The sequence below is a fragment of the Phaeobacter sp. NW0010-22 genome (genome assembly GCF_040365955.1).
Classification (GTDB): domain Bacteria; phylum Pseudomonadota; class Alphaproteobacteria; order Rhodobacterales; family Rhodobacteraceae; genus OMPR01.
This window is the reverse complement of the sequence record NZ_BAABWT010000001.1, coordinates 515,355-531,052: the sequence shown is the minus strand read 5'-3', so window position 1 is coordinate 531,052 and position 15,698 is coordinate 515,355. Positions and strand designations below refer to the sequence as shown.

The 15,698-nt window shown below is 54.1% G+C and carries 10 protein-coding genes; all 10 read right to left on the bottom strand.

The genetic code is table 11. The annotated features are described in order from the left end of the window. Positions 1-5: 5 nt before the first annotated feature. The 10 genes from ABWV33_RS02350 to ABWV33_RS02305 all read right to left on the bottom strand — a co-directional run bounded on the left by ABWV33_RS02350 (position 6) and on the right by ABWV33_RS02305 (position 15,646). On the bottom strand, positions 6-1,919 hold the full coding sequence (locus ABWV33_RS02350) for a vWA domain-containing protein (RefSeq protein WP_353328974.1): 1,914 nt from the start codon (positions 1,917-1,919) through the stop codon (positions 6-8). Then, entirely contained in the window at positions 1,903-2,877 is a 975-nt protein-coding gene (locus tag ABWV33_RS02345; protein WP_353328973.1) for a hypothetical protein, read from the bottom strand. The genes ABWV33_RS02350 and ABWV33_RS02345 overlap by 17 nt, the downstream gene beginning before the upstream one ends. A gap of 2 nt (positions 2,878-2,879) precedes the next feature. Next, complete coding sequence (locus ABWV33_RS02340) at positions 2,880-5,498, bottom strand: virulence factor SrfC family protein (RefSeq protein WP_353328972.1); 2,619 nt, start codon at positions 5,496-5,498, stop codon at positions 2,880-2,882. A 9-nt stretch (positions 5,499-5,507) separates the two neighbouring features. Beyond that, positions 5,508-8,585: a virulence factor SrfB gene (locus ABWV33_RS02335; RefSeq protein WP_353328971.1), complete on the bottom strand. Its 3,078-nt coding sequence runs from the start codon at positions 8,583-8,585 to the stop codon at positions 5,508-5,510. Positions 8,586-8,594: 9 nt separating this feature from the next. Then, positions 8,595-9,503, bottom strand: a complete 909-nt coding sequence (locus ABWV33_RS02330; RefSeq protein WP_353328970.1) for a hypothetical protein — start codon at positions 9,501-9,503, stop codon at positions 8,595-8,597. A 4-nt stretch (positions 9,504-9,507) separates the two neighbouring features. After that, complete coding sequence (locus ABWV33_RS02325; protein WP_353328969.1) at positions 9,508-11,175, bottom strand: trypsin-like peptidase domain-containing protein; 1,668 nt, start codon at positions 11,173-11,175, stop codon at positions 9,508-9,510. A gap of 4 nt (positions 11,176-11,179) precedes the next feature. Then, positions 11,180-11,869: a hypothetical protein gene (locus ABWV33_RS02320; protein ID WP_353328968.1), complete on the bottom strand. Its 690-nt coding sequence runs from the start codon at positions 11,867-11,869 to the stop codon at positions 11,180-11,182. Positions 11,870-12,154: 285 nt separating this feature from the next. Beyond that, complete coding sequence (locus ABWV33_RS02315; RefSeq protein ID WP_353328967.1) at positions 12,155-13,195, bottom strand: diguanylate cyclase domain-containing protein; 1,041 nt, start codon at positions 13,193-13,195, stop codon at positions 12,155-12,157. Further along, a complete protein-coding gene (locus tag ABWV33_RS02310; protein ID WP_113824949.1) occupies positions 13,192-13,779 on the bottom strand; it encodes a heme NO-binding domain-containing protein in 588 nt (195 codons plus the stop codon). The genes ABWV33_RS02315 and ABWV33_RS02310 overlap by 4 nt, the downstream gene beginning before the upstream one ends. An 88-nt stretch (positions 13,780-13,867) precedes the next feature. Beyond that, positions 13,868-15,646 (bottom strand): DUF4153 domain-containing protein, encoded by a 1,779-nt coding sequence (locus ABWV33_RS02305; protein ID WP_353328966.1) that lies wholly within the window; start codon positions 15,644-15,646, stop codon positions 13,868-13,870. Between the last annotated feature and the right edge of the window lie 52 nt (positions 15,647-15,698).

Here is a 15,698-nt window from a genome sequence, read left to right as displayed (position 1 = left end):
TCACATCACGGCAAGACGTCAAATGGCATGGCAAACACGTATTCCCCGTCCGTTGCCCCGTCAAACAAGGCAGTCCAGACCGTCGGATCATGCAACCATTTCCGGTATTGCACCAATTTCTGACGCATCCCATCAAGGATAGAACGCCGGATCATCGCACTTTGCTGCCACCGTTGCTGTGTCGTTAGCATCAGCTGGCTCTCATAAGGCAAATCTTCCAAAAACTCGAGCGCGCCGCCCAATGTATCGGTTTCAGGGTTCAACAGCCGATCCGGGTTTTTAGCCATACGCGCGACAACACCCTGAACCTGGGCAAAAAACGTCTGAGCATCTTCTGCATTTCGGCTCTGTTCACCTAAATCCAAAAGTTCAGACAGCAGGTCCGCCATCGTCGCCATTTCATTTTTGGACACCAACAAACGTGGCTCTATCGCAAGGCGCGATGGGTCTTCGATCGCTTTCTCTGACACCCACCCCTCGATTACATCAGGGGCTTGCGTGTCGTTAAGGCGCCCCAAATAGGCCAACTGCATCGCCAATCCCAAGTTCACTACTTTGCCAGCTTCTTTAGGATCCAGAACAGGCCTCTCGCTACGCGCCACGCGGATGATATCCGTCAAAGCCGTCACCAAACGTGTAACAGTCGCTTCAAAGGCTTCAGGCGCGCCGTTCTCAATCCCATAGTAATAGGTTTCGTCGTTGAAACGCGACAAGGCTTGGTATTGGGTCTTGGCCCATTGGTGCTGCGCCTCGCCGCCCGCTGCAGTTTGCAAGTGCAAAGTCATGATCGCCACGCCTTTGTCCTGAGCCGCACGTTGAAGCTCGGACGGACCTATATCGGACCTTGCATTGGCGTCCCGCGGATCTTTGGGCCCTGCATCCGTGATTAGGATAACGATACGCGCATCAAAAGGATCGTTCCCTTCGGGTGTCCAATCGGTCAGTTCAACCGCATCTTCAACCCCAGCCAAACTGTCCTCGTTAAACCCGGGAGAGTTCACCCCAGCTACATCCGTTGCTGCGCGAATGGTTGCAACAACTTGCCCTTGGTCCCTGCGCCGTTGCAAAGGCAACAACGTTTTTGTGCGGTACCCTAAACCCGGTGCAGCATCAGTATTGTCACGAAATGCAACCACCCCAAATTGAACACGTTTTCCTATTTCGGTGTCTTGCAAGCCATCAACGATCCGTTCAACGGCAGCCTGTGTCCGCTCAATATAGGGATCCATGGATTGAGTTGTGTCAAAAACAAACACAATCCCTGCATCGAAATTATCTGCAATCGCGCCAGCTTGAACGCCACTTTCCTGCAAGGGAACCGAGGCCACCTGCATCAACAGATTTTCCTGATAATTTGATGGATGTAGATCCTGAACAAAATCGAGAATTGGCATCAAATACAGCCGCTCGACAATATTCACATATTCTTCTGGTTCTGCAGCGACTACGCCACGATCTTCTGGCACCGCTCCCTTTGCGACTTCGGCAAGGATCTGTTCTTGTACCTCACGTAGGGATTCATGGTTCAACAAGGCCTTAAGCTTGGCCTCGCTTTGCATCAATACCTGTCTCTCACGACCTGCAGAGTTGGTGAAACTGGCTACGATATTCTGCTTCCATGGAACGACTTGATCAGCCTTGACCCATCCCTGTGGACCTTGGGATAGGGACGGGCCAACATGTTGCCAAGATCCTTTGACACCATAGACATACAGCGGTTGAAAGGCTGGGTACTGTCGTTCAATTGCGCCATCTGGAGCCTCATACATCAGAGCCCCGGGGCGTGTCAGAACGCGCTGATAAACCGTTTGCCGTCCCTCAATCAATAAAGGGCGCTCAGTCGACTGAGCAGCGACCGGTAAGGCCAGCGCTAGCCCCACCCCCAAAAGACAAACGAATTTACTAACCGCAGAAATCATCAAATGCCCCTTTTTCCAAGGTCTGGGTCGACCCTGTTAGCCGCTTGCAAGCTCCCTCAAGACGCGTGCCTGCTTCTTTCGATCCAGCAGCCTGTGCCTGCGCATAATAGTAAACCGCGCGCGCAGGATCATCAGCAAACGTGAGCCCGATCAAAACCTCTATCCGCGGGTCAAGCTCATCCTCATCATAGAGCGTTCCAAACAGCAACAAAGCATCCGCATTTCCCGCTTTCGACGCGTCTTCTATGATACGTAATACTACATCAGGGGAGATGTCCTTGCCACACTCCCGCATGCTCGCATTGCGTGCATCGAAATCGGGAAGCGCCGACAATGTCTCAAAGTTACAAGCAGTGTCAGACCTGTCCAGCGACGCGGCTTTCGGGGTCGCTTCCCCCCCAAATAGTTTCCAAGCCAAAGCTGCCGCACCCAGCACAACCAACAGGATCAAAATCCAAATCCAACGTTTCGACGATCGCTCTTTTGGCGGTGAAACAGACTTCGTTACTGGGATCTCCAAATGCTCTTGGGGTGGTGGCGATTTCAGCTCTGGTTCTTGCACCGGCACAACTTGCGGCGTGACCTGCAAGCCCCCCAAAGCTGCCGCCCCAGCCAAAGGTGAGAGCGTATCTGGCCAAACCACATTATGTGTCTGGCCATTCACCTCAAACCGCACCGCTGTGTACTCTTCGATCTTATTGATGATTTCGGGGCCAATCCGAACCCAATCCGCACCGTCGTGACGCAGCACCTGATAAGGTCCGAATGCATGACGCTCCGGTTGCCAATTTGCCTCTCCAACTGTGACACGTTGCTCAGGCGATGGGTTCAACCAGCGTTCTGAATAGGCATCCTGCACTGCGATTTTCACAGTCTCCGGCAAGCTGCGTTCTGGCAATTCCAGAAACCCATAGCCACCCGCCCGATGCTGTGGATCCGCGTGCAATTCCAAACTCATGCCTAAGATGACCCATTCAGCGCGGTCAAAATGCGACCCAAACGCAGATTTTGATCTACGTTCACTTGCCCACCAAGCCCCTCTTTCGCGTTGGCAACAAACAATGCATCCAACCCAAAGACCCAATCAGTCCACACCCGCTCGCCAACAGGGCTAGGTTGAGCAGGAAGGTCATCAGCATTATCTGACGTTTCAGCAGTCGCAAAAATCAGGCGATGCCCCCCATCAGCCAGTTCTATCTTGGGGCGTTGGCTTTCAGGGACTTCGAGCATCCCCAAGGTCGACACAAAGGTATTGATGGCTTCCGCCCCTAAGATAGAGGCAGGTTGCGCCTGCTTTTCTACCGTCAGGCCAAAATTCACTCCCTCCAATTGGACCGCTGTACGCTGGCTCAATTTTGTGCGGCGCGCGGCATGTATCAACTCACTAATCAGATCCTGCGCAGCCACATCCCCTAAGCCGTAAGCACCGCGCCGCGCGCTATCCTCACGGAAGCTCTTGATTCTGTCGATCCAGATCGACAACGCTGTTTCGGCTTGAAACTCTGCCAGACTCATTGTTCGGATCTCGGACGCTGTAGGCACGGAATTCGATTCCGGCCGCGTACTACGTCCCGGTCGTTGCAAACCTGTGGATCGTGGCGTCGTTTCAGTCGCAGCTTGCACTGCGTTGGTGATCCGCACAGTGCTTGGCACACGACTGATCCGCCCTTCGATTTCTTCCTGATCCACCATCAAAGCAGCCATCAAAGCCCCGAACCGATGCCGCGAAAAAACCTGTTCTAGATCATCAATGACCCGACCTGCTGCTTCTTGCTTCTCAGAAATGCGGACCTCAACATCATCGGACACATGAAACGGGGAAATTGCCTGCTGCAAACCTGCCCGCAATTGTTCAAGTTGCGCCTTAATTTGTTCAAGCTTGCGATCAGGTCGACACACCGCCTTTAGGTTTTGCAAGAGATACCCAACGCCCCCATCGTTCAACGAAAGCGCGGCCTCCCATGCGGCTTGTGGGTCTGCGAAATGAGTTTGAACCGAAGGTGCTTGCAAGCACCCCCTGCGCAATTCATCTATCCGGGCAACTTTGTCCGGACGAATGCCTGTTTCAACTTTGTTTGGCCCATATTCCAACAAGCCATCGACGTAGAAATTGGGATTGCGCAACCAAAAGCAATTGCTAAACGGCTGCCCAAGTTGCCAATCCCGCACCCAAGGGTCGTTTCCCTTGCCGAACTTTTCCAACAGTGATGCCTGCATACGTCGTTCAAACCGGGTCTCGTCCCCGCCCTCTGCAGCGCTGTCACTCAGATGTTTGTCAAATTTTGTCAGCACCATAAAGAGGACCGGGTCCACACCCGCGCGCTGCTCTGGTGTCGATCCGTGTGTTGATGCAATCCAAGTCTGCACCAGTCCCGGTAAATCGACCGTTTCCATGTTGCTGTCAGGAATGCACAGCAACATGGACGTGATTTCTTGATTTTGCACATAGCGATCAAAAAGATAGGCGACCTTACCGCGCAACAACAGTTCTGGAAGAATTGAGTCAGCGTTGGCGAACGCCTTGGACAGATCCTGCTCAAAGCGATTGCGCGCGCCCGGAAAATCCAACAGATCCGTTTCGGTGAACAACGCTGAGGGCAAATCCTGCATTGGTAACACCAATTCTGCCGCCAATCCGCACACAACAGAACGGGGCAATAGAACCCGCGCACCCGCCTCTGTCAAAACAGGCAGCGGCGCGGCATCCCCTACGCCGCTCAGCGTTTTGACATCAATAATCGACGTTTCACGCGGGATCAGCGCATCCAACCCAACATGGACAGTTTCAGAATGACCCAATTGAGCCAATGCCCCACCCAATTTGAGATAGAGATCTGAAAACGGCGTATGCCCGCCCCAAAGAACCGAAAAAAACGCGGCGCGATCCGCAAGCGACAGGCCAGGAACACATTCCGCAGCCTCATCCCAAAGCGGTTTGAGGGCTGCGGCATAGGCTTCTCGTCCAAAGAGGTTTTCGATGTAGTCGCCAACTTCATGGATCTCGTCGGCATCGATACCCGGCTGTGTTGCTCCGCTACGCGCCTTGAATTGGTCCAGATGCGCAGCAAGGTCCGTAGGTGACGGCACCTGTTCTGAACGGTCGCCATCCATGAAAAACGAGTTCACCAACGTACGCACCAGATCGGATTCGCTCAGCAAGGTCAGCCGTATCGGATAGCCATCAGGCGATGGCTGCCTTTCCATGGTAAAGCGTGTCACCAATCCCGTGCTTTCGCCTTCACCCTCGGGATTGATTTCTCGAATATAGTCAAGCTGCCCGTTTGGTCCGTCAAAATCGACAACCAAGGGTCCCGTTTCTGGGCGGGCAAGTACAGACACAAGAAACGATTTACCTGCTTGGCTTGGCCCAAACACACTGACCGACATCCGCGTCGTTGCCGCGCGCGCCAAACGTCGTGCCCGGCGTTGCGATTTACGCATCACCTGAACCAAAGACCGCGTTTCAGCCCCGATCAGTGCACTATTTTCACCATCTTCGATCCAGGCCAGCGCCTGTCCCGACAGCTCTGCAATATCACTACATGAGGCGGCCAGTTTCGTCTGTGCGTCTACGCTCATCATCACCCTCTAGAGCCGGAACAGGCCGGTATCAATCCAATAGTCATCTTCAAATCCAAGCGTATGCAACCGCAACTGCACTTCGGATCGCTTCATGCCATCGCCCTCGGCATCTTCCACCTCAGTCACTGTAAACGCCTCGCGCATCGCTTCGCGGCGCAGGACGGTTTCCGACGTTTCCACATCAACATCGTCGTCAAAATCCGTACGCTCGAACGTAACTCTAAGCGGGGCACGAGATTGTGCGGATTGCGATGCAAAATCAAGCCTATAAAGCGGCGTTGTAGTCCAGCGCTCTAGCGGCAACTGTCGTGCCCCCAAATAAACTGGCGTATACATTGATATGGTGGATTCCATATCCGATGGTGGTTTTCGATCGTCCAGATCCACATTGGAAAACAAAACACGGTCCGCCATGATCTGACCGGAGCTGTCCATTTCACCGATAAACCGCGCCGTCGACTGCATTCGAAAAGCTTGTGTCATTACCTTGAAGTTCGGGATCCGGCTTTCACTTAGCGCAATTAGCATACCGCCAACAGCCACGGTCGACTTCGGGTCCCCAATACGCTGAGTGACCGGGTCCCTAAAAGGATACCAGCGCCCAGTCTTGTAACTGTGCATCGAAATCAAGCGATGCGGAGGGACAGCCATCAGCTCCTGCAAAATGGCGCGCACAGCAGGCAGACGAGAAGGCCGCCCCGTCAACAACACCACATCCACCCCGAGATGCGCGATAACTTCGGATAAGTTGCCCAGCGCCTTTTGAAACACTTCACGCGCAATCGCATCAACATCTTCCCGGCTGTAGGTCAGATATACTTGCCCCAGATGAAACCCATCTGCGCCCAGCGCATGCGCCGCCTCTTCGATATAAGCCGTCAACGCCTGCGGGACAGGTTGTGCAGTGTCATCGGTCCCAAGAGACAGCACATCGGACACCGCCAATGTCAAAGGCTCAAACTCATCTGCGGTTTCGCAGCTTTCCAAAATGGCAACCGCCACAGGCATGAGTACACGCAACGCAAATTGGCGCCGCTTTTGAATGCTCTGCTGATCCAACCCTCCAATATCACCCGTGAACAGTTCGCGGATCTTTTCGCCAACAAACTGTCCCCCACCTGCTTCGATTGCAGATTGCAGTCCGGGTAGAACAACGGCAGCGATGACCCGTTGCAGCAGTTCATCCCCCGCGACCCTGAATCCTTCGCGGAAATTTTGATGCGGGACCAGGGCGCGCCCCGCTTCGCCCCAATAGGTCGTCACCATCAGGTCGGTTGTCCCACCCCCGATGTCTATGCACGCCAGACGCAAGGATGGCGTCGGTTCTTGACCCAAGGCTTGAAGGCGGGGGGTGCCTTTGAGGGACAAAAACCGGTCAATGCGCCCATCAAATTTCTGTGTCAACTCTGAATAAAGATAAACCAGTTGTGTGCAGCTGGCTTCATCCCAGTCCACGATCAGCTCTGGCGGGCGCGATATAACGCTTTCCCCGTCTTTCATCCCCATCAAAGACCAGACCAAAGCCAATGCGCCCTTGGCTTTGGATCGAATGATTGCCTGCTCCTGCGCGGTTGTCGCTGTCGGGAGAGTCAAAATGATGCGGTCCAACCGGCGTGGCAGTTCTGACTGCGGGCGCCGTGCACGCGAGGCGGGCGCATTCACCTGTATCAACGCATGCGAAATGATTTCCGCCAGCATAAACCCAAACAAGGAGGCCCGTGCAAACCTCGGCCGTATCGCGGGCGTCTTGACTGATTTGCCTCTTGGGCGCAATCGCGCGCGCTCGTCCGCTTCGATTTGTTCGAGCACATCGCCATTCTCGTTCAAAAACCGCATGCCAGCCCGCAAAGATTTGGGCAAGTTGTTCGGATCTGAATGATGGTGAAACCGCCAATCCTGCTGAAGCGGCGTATCGTCCCAAAGATATCGCTTCGGGCTGCTTAGTCCCGAGGCGGTCTCTGTCCCCTCTTCGCCGGCAACCAATCGCAAGGCCTCCGGCCCCATGCGAACAAAGCTTGGCCATACAAAGGCGTTGCGGCGCCCTGACCGGCTAGCGAACCGTTCATCCCCCAATCGAAATTCGGAAAACTCGACCCGGCTGTCAAATAGCCCTGAATACTGTAGCTCTGGTTGTGAAAGATCACGCACCTCCAACGGAAAGGAGCGCGCAAGATCTAGACGCGTCTCGCCGGGGAACCGTTCGATCAAGATCCCGCAGGTACGTGAATTGCCAACGTCCAAAACCAACTCAACATCAACCGGTGTCACCCCTTCACGTGCGCTCACGGTATTGGCCAAACGCAGGCGTGGCACTTGGATCGCGTGATCGATCAACCTCAAGAAGCCCAAGTAGCGCGCCCAGTGTTCGAATTTGTGGTTCAGCGTTTCTTTGGTGATGCGCCGTCCCGGTCGTTCTGCCCGTTTATACGCCATAAACAGATCATCCAGCCAATCAGACACCCATTTCTGAAGATCCAGCATGCCCCCGTCTGGATCCTTCTCCAAACGGCGCAAGAACCAGTCCATGCGCACTGGATCAGACACAAACCTGAACTCACGGGATTTTTCTGCGTCCACACGTTCGGGCGACAAGTATTGAAATGATTGATCCGCTTCGATCAAGGACGTGTCGATGGCAAGTTGAACCCGGTGCGTGTGCCCTGTTTCAGCGTCGGGTTCATCCAACTCGACAACGCGCATCCGCGACCACGTCGAAGGGCCCGGGTCAAACCGTTCTTCGCCACCAGCGCCGCGATCCGTTTTAATGCGCAGAACAGGCACCGGAACCCATTTTGACAAAAAGGGCTCTAACGCTGCAACGGAACGTATGGAATACGGGTCGTCATCAGCGCGGGCACCCGCCTCAATTGCTGCGTCTTGATCTTCGTCCCCGGTTAAGGGAACCAACGCCCATTCTTCTTGGGTGTCATCCCCACCAACAACACGTTCAATAAAACGCGCACTTTTCAATTCCACGGCATCAAGCTGAAATCCAAAATCGAGGATTTGGATCCCCGAATATGGAACCAGCGTGATTTCATCCCGCCAATCAACCAACCGAGCCAAATGTTCAGAGCTTTGCATGACGGTTCTTTAATTCCCTGATCTTGTTCGGTTCAAAGGAGTGTAGAGTGCACTTGCCAGACCTGCAAAGCGTCTTGATACGCCATTTAAGTCTATTGGCAGCGCGCCCTTCTTTTCAGGTTTCGGTTTAATCTCTTTTGCAGGCGCAACGGGGATCACAGCAATGCAACGGCGGTCTGCCAATGCGATTTCGCGTTCGACCTGCAAAATGCGATCCGCAATCACGTATTGTTCCGAATACAAGGCCGCGAGCGCCTGTTCCTCTTTTTTGCAATATTCTGGCCCCCAAGGGGACAACCCACAGGGATAAACCATCAACCATAAAATGAGTCCCAACACTGCAGCCAACAAAAACCACCCCAAAAGCACCACCCATCGCCAAATTGGGTTTGCCCAAACCGACCTTGGTGGCGCGGCTGGCTCAATCGGGGTCGGCCGCGCGATCATACTTGTCAGAACACCACGCACCCGCGTTTGTTCATCTTGAACCCAGGCCCAATGAACCAGAACCGGATGCAGTCCTGTTGCAGTCTTCACAACATAGATCATCGCCTCAGACGGCACCTCGACAACATTGGTCAAAGCTTCGCCTAACCGCTGCATACTCGGATCAGGGTTTGCGCGTAAGACCTTGGATTCATCCAAAATCTCACTGATGCGCTGCGCCAATTCAAGACGCACCAGTTTCTGCTCTGAAGCGGTTAAATCCAACAAGCGAACAATATGGCCAGAGATCGGAGCATGCCAGTCGATCTGGTCACCGTGTTCAGCCGCAACAGGTTCTGCCAGCAACACCGCATGAGCCGGGCTTAACCTATCGCGTAGGGTCCCAGACACCAGCTCATAAGACCGCTGTGCCGCAGACCCTAGCGGCTGCAACCCTTCGGTTGAGGTGGTTATGAGATGATCCCCAAACACTATTCTAGTCCTTTGCCCGTGCGACAAACGGAGACGTCGAGGCAAGCGCTTCGCACGCGACATCCGTCACAATCGGATCCGCTGGGGTCCCTTCGAGAAAGGTAATCAACGTCTCGATAGACAGAGCAAAGCTTCGGTTTTGCAGTGGCCCCTTGCGAACAAAGCTGTTTACGCCAACCACGCGACCACACATATCCACCAATGGCCCCCCAGAATTGCCCGCGCTCAGAGGTGCAGAATGCATCAAGACACGCGTCGTCGGCCCAAGCTGCTGTTCCGTGTTGATAATACCGTCTGTCACCGTCAGGTCCGGAATGGACGTCGCCTGCCCTGTTTTCAGGGCTGCGAAATCCGCGTCCAATTCAAGCACATCTGCGGGAAACCCAGCGGCAATGACGTGTTGCAGCTTTTGAGTTCCAGCTGACCGAAACAGAGTAAGGGCTGGCAAATCCGCTCCCTCGACACGCAACAGTGCAAAATCACCCCCCGTTTCTGCCAAGGGGCCTTGCACCTTGAGGACCTGCGCAGTCAAAGGATCCCCGCCTTTCTTATGCACCACCCGAACGCCGCCTTCGGCTGCATTTGCGATGACGTGCTGGTTGGTCACGATCAAACCCGGCCCAACCACAAAGCCCGATCCAATAGAACTTCGCTTTTGTCCGCGAGACAGAATAAGCACGGTACTTGCTTCGATGTGCTGCAATAAGGTCTGTGTGTTTTCGCCAGATTGCCCATCAGGGACCAAAACCCGTTCGGGCACATTTGGCAGCACCGCATCGGGTGACACTCGTGCCGTTTCCGGAAACCCTGTGCCTTGCTTGGGCGGTGTCAACCCTTCAGGCGTCAGGCCATCTGGCAAAATCAGAACGCCATCTTTGCGGCAAACTGCCCCCGCCAGCGCATCCTGAAGCGTTCCCAATCGTTTTCTGAGACTTACGTTCGTAGCCTCTTGCGCCTCTAAGGTTGCCTGCGCCGTTACCACCGGTGATTTAGGCGGGAATAAGCGTGTACCCGGTTGGAGTAACCAAAACAGGACTCCACCTGCCAGCAATAACAACACGACCAGAGGCACCCAAGCAACCGGGCTCAGCGCACGTGCGGCAGGGGCTTCAGGAACTGGGCTTGATACGAATGCCGCTGGCACAACAGGTGGAACCTCAGCCACAGGCCGTGCCCGCACCGGCGCCTGCAGAAAGCGACCCAGCGTATCTTCAAAATGCCGAGGACGTGCCGACACATTGGCGCCGTTTCCGTCTGGTAACAAACCCCAATTGACTATGAACGGACGGTCCCCAACCACGACAATATCATCGGTTCCGTAAGAACTGAGTGCGCCCCAAATCAAATCAGCGGTTGCGGGATCTTCTGCCATGGATTGCAAAGGACGCAGATGATCCCTGAGATAACTTTCAATCTGTTCTTGCCTCGCAGGGCTCAATTGAGAGAACGGAAGGGCATCCCCCACCGTATCGCAATACCAAGACACACTGCCCAAAGCCGCGTCATTGCCGCGGTTGATCAAAGGTTCCGCAAATAGTGCTGCCCCCTCTGGCCCAACCCGCTTCGCCAGCAAGGCACGCAGTTCCTCATGGCGTTGCAAAACGGCTTGTCCATTGGCTTCGACAAAATCCTGTGACTTCACGCGAATTTTGGATAGGAACTGATCAGCCATGGCCTTACCTCCTCGCCCGCCGCAACGTAGCAGAGCTGCGGCCGTTGGTTTCTGGTTGATAGGTATCGCAGTTTGCGCGACCGCGACTGTCAATTCTGCAAGTGATATCTCGGCGGAATATCGAAGAGTCGTTGTCACATTTCAAATTGCCGGGCTCTCGCATGGTCAAAACACCGTTTCCGGGCATGCGACCCGTTAACCGCCCATTACAACGTACCCCATTGGTTGATCGCATCTGCTCAGTGCCCCGCCCGTTTTTGTCAAAGCAAATGCGCCAGTATTTGAACCGCGTGATTTGCCCGGTATTAATTTCCCGTACCGCGTAATCAGAAGACAGCTCCCAGCACCCTTCCATGACCGAAATATCCGCCTCATCAAAAGCATCTGGTTTCAGCCCGCTGGGGGTCTTGGGTTTCGGCGGGGGTGGAGGCGGAGGGGGCGGTGGTGGGTCTGCTTTGCACTGTAACCGCGCCAACCGCTGCTCCAGGCTTTGTATTCTCTGCGTCAACGCTATTGCATCCTGATCCGCTTGAGATTGCGCAAGGACGACAGATGCGGCCAAGGGTTGTTCACATTTCCCAAGTCGGTTGCCCGTAAACGGGAAGGTCACACCACAGGCTTGCAACAGTAAATTGGCTGCTGCGCCCACCAGCGCAATCAACACGATCACCAAAACTGAAATCAATAGACGCATGTCAACATCGATCGGTAATTTACGGGCCGCAATCTCCCTTGCGAAACGCCCGACCCCAATTCTCAATTCGGTTGATCTTAGTCTGCGGTGTTAATCCGCTGCAAGTGTCTTATTTACCAAGGGAAAATTGATGCAGAAATTCGCCACCCCCAGCACCCAAAAGGCGGCCGCATCTTACTTTTCAAGCCGCGTTGTGCCTCGCTAGCAGGGTGATCATTTTAGAACCCTCGGCCCGATGGCAGATTGGAAATGCGATCCAGCCCTGCCCGCTTTGACCAGAGATATTTATGATCCAGTTTTGGGTCGCTCTGTGCGCGGCAACGCAGTTGGCTGGACAGCATTATGAGCCATGTCCTCGGTATAGAAAAAGTGACAGGCGCGCCCCGCGCGTTTTGCAGCGTAGAGCGCCAGATCAGCGGCATGCAGCATTTCGGCGCCGTCCGGTTTTGAAAACTGTGTCGACAAGACCGTACCCGCACTTGCCGAAATCCGGCATATGTCACCGTTAAACGGCATGGGTTCTTCTAATCGTTCGATCAGACGCTTTGCAATTCCATCCAAGCGTTCTTTGTTAAGAAGGTTTGCAAAAAGCAAAACAAACTCGTCCCCCCCCACGCGTGCAACCGTATCATCCCCTCGCGTTTCCTCAACAATTACTCGCGCGACTTGCTGCAACACAAAGTCCCCAGCAGCATGGCCCAATGTATCATTTACGGTTTTGAAATAATCGAGATCAAGATGCATCATCGAAAATGGGGTGTTCCCCGCTTTGTATCGATCAAGAATATGATCCATAGCCCTGCGATTTTTGAGGCCGGTCAGCGTGTCGGTAAAGGCCTGTTCCTCAGCGGCAATCATTGCTCCCTGCAACCGCAGGTTCAAAGTTCTCGAAGCCTCCATCGCAGCCGATTTTGCCTCCACCAGATAAAGCAATTCGATTGCCAGGTCCGTTCCCGAGAAATCTGCGCTTGTTAGGGCATAGTCCCGTACCGCATCCAAGATTGAAATCCCAAACGACAGGTTCACGACAGCCCCCTGCCCATCCGGCAACGGCACAATAACCCCTTTCAATGCGGTCTGAGGGTCATCACGCAGACGCAAGTGCAACTTGGCCCCCGATGTTGCAAGCAAAGCCGGCATTGTTGTAACAGTGCGCGGACGCAGCAATTCAAACAACTCTAAAAATCGCTGCCCCGACATGGCTTGTTCTGGGCGCAATTTTTGTAAGGTTGGACCAACTTCACTGATATGCCCGGTCGGGTCCAGCAGCACATACATGGGGCACAACCGTTCCAAAAGGTTGGCCAAATCGTCCATTCCAATCATCTGGCTCTTGCCCCCAAATCAAAACTGCGCCCTTCAGAAAATGCAGTTTCAACCAAAGTAATCGATATCACCTCAGACTCGCCGTGGTTCCCATCATGATCGAGGAACACCAAGGCTCCATAATCGTCCGCCATGGCGCGCAGAACCCCCATCATCACATTTGCGTACCCAGGCAGACCGGGATGGCAGGTCAAAGTGAACTGCCCCTGCGTGTGCTCTCTCAGTTCCAGTGGGGGAAGCGACAAATCTGAAACCGCCAAGCGCGCCCGGTCCGGCAGATCATCAAGCGAATGCAGAAACTCAACATAGGTCACACCGCCGAACCTCAACAATCGACGCAGTGCTTCGGTCGCGGGGTTCGACACCAGATAGGTGCCAACATCCTCTAGAACTTCATTTTGGGGACGATCCATTTCATTACACAGTTCAGCCAGCACCCGCAGCGAGGTGTCATCATCATAAACCAACATCGCTTCGAATTCGACAAAACCCAGCTGAGCTGCTTCGGTGATCTGAACCCACCGGCTTAGACCATATGTATTGCAGACAAACGATTGAATCGCTTTGTTGATTAAACCATGCATACACGGTCCCCAATTTGTTCAGGGTCACCTTCGCCCTCGAATTCTTAAAAAACAGCCAACACACCAAGTTGAGTCTTTTCAATTGTACTTAGTTTGCTGGTGCCAGGACCTTTCCGCCTACGATAAGCGCTTGTTTTCCACTTGGCGCAACGATGAAATGTCCCGCCAATATCGCCTCTAACGTCGCACGAGTGAGTTCGGGCCAATTGTCATCCATTGGGTCAAAAAGATCGCGCACGACCGCGCTTTGCTCGCCCCGGGCCATTACGTGATTGCCCCGAACCAAATCCCCTGAAGCAAGATAAAGCACCATTCCCTGATCCTGCGCCGGAACTCCGGGCATAAATACATCCTGCACGAACACACATCCCGGTGACCCGTCACCTAAGTGTTCCCGACACCCTCGTGCCCATTGCTCCAACTGATACCCAGGAACTTTGGAGATCAAATCGACCGGCAAACCGATGCCCAATGGTTGTGTTGGCATCACCGACAAAATCTCTTCCAATGTATCCGGACGGCCAAGATCGACAACCGAGCGTTCAAAAATGAAGGGGCTCGTCGCAGTTTGCGCCTCGGCTATGCGTGTAATGAGGTCTTCGGCCTCGCGCTCTTGGGCGATGGCAGACAAATCTTCTAACCCGGCCTGCCCGGCTCGGCCCCATTCATGTGCCATGGACCACAACGGTAACTGGGTGGCGGTGCTGTGTCCCTGAGCAAATCGATTGACCTGACTGTGCGTTGCGATGCGGTAGGGGTCCAGTAAGGGCGTCATCCAGATCACCAAGGCAGCCATCACGCCAACCACCAACACCACATTCAACGCGCGTATCCGCCGCATCCAGTTATGTCCGAATACCGCAATAGCGCAATATCCTAGCCCATAGGTCAAAACGAACAACGCCACCATCGCCGCAAGCACGCGATCCGGGGTCCAGCCATAGGTCGTCACACGCAGCCATACCGCCCATTCTGCGAGACCTGCCAATATGGGCAACACCATCGCAAGCCCACGCGTCGCGAGTCGCAGCCCCCGATGCGTGACCTCAAATTCCCGGTCTCTATCCAATGCTGCCGAAATCAACGTGATCGAAACAAGCACTGTAACCATCAACGTGGCTGCTGCCGAAAAGTCCCCAAACAAGTGGGTTAGCCCACGGATCGGAATCGCAATCAAAAAGACCCCGACCACCGTCAAAACAATTGGCACAAGCAGACGCAGCAATCGCAGCACCACAAATGGGGACATTGTGGTGCGCAATTCATAGACAACAGCCAAGCCTAAACCAAAGGCTGCCCCGCTTAGGAAAAACCGCACCCAATCCGTTCGCAAAAGGGTATCAACGATCGAGATCTGAACCAATTCGAGCAAAGTGTCTGATAGAAAGACAACCAACCAGAACACGCCAACAAAACAGAGCGCAACGCCGTATCGGATCGTGATGAGCCACGCCGTTTCGAACAAGGCGCTGTATTTCATCACATTCTGTCTGTCTTGCATCCACACCGACAAAAAGGGAGTTGCCAAGAAGACCAACATCGTTGTCACGCTTAGCATGATAGGTTCATCAAGCAATTCAGTAGCGTGGGTGAACCGCAACGCAGCCAGACTTATCAAGCCCGTTACCGGGACTGACAGGATCAAGGCGCAGAGGATCGCACGCATCGGTCCAATTGGCCCCGCCAATGCCAAGGAAACCGACGCATGAATGGCGACAAAGGAGAACAAGGCTAGGAAAACGGCAGGCGAAATCAGCGGATTATCCCAGTTTTCGCCCAACGCCCAAATCGCAACCGCACTCAGCCCACCGATCCAGAACAAGGCCACTCGATTCCACGCAACGGCGATCTCGGTTCGGTCAGACATAAGACAGGCCCCTACTGCTGTACCCTTAACACAAGGGTAACAACCTGCATCG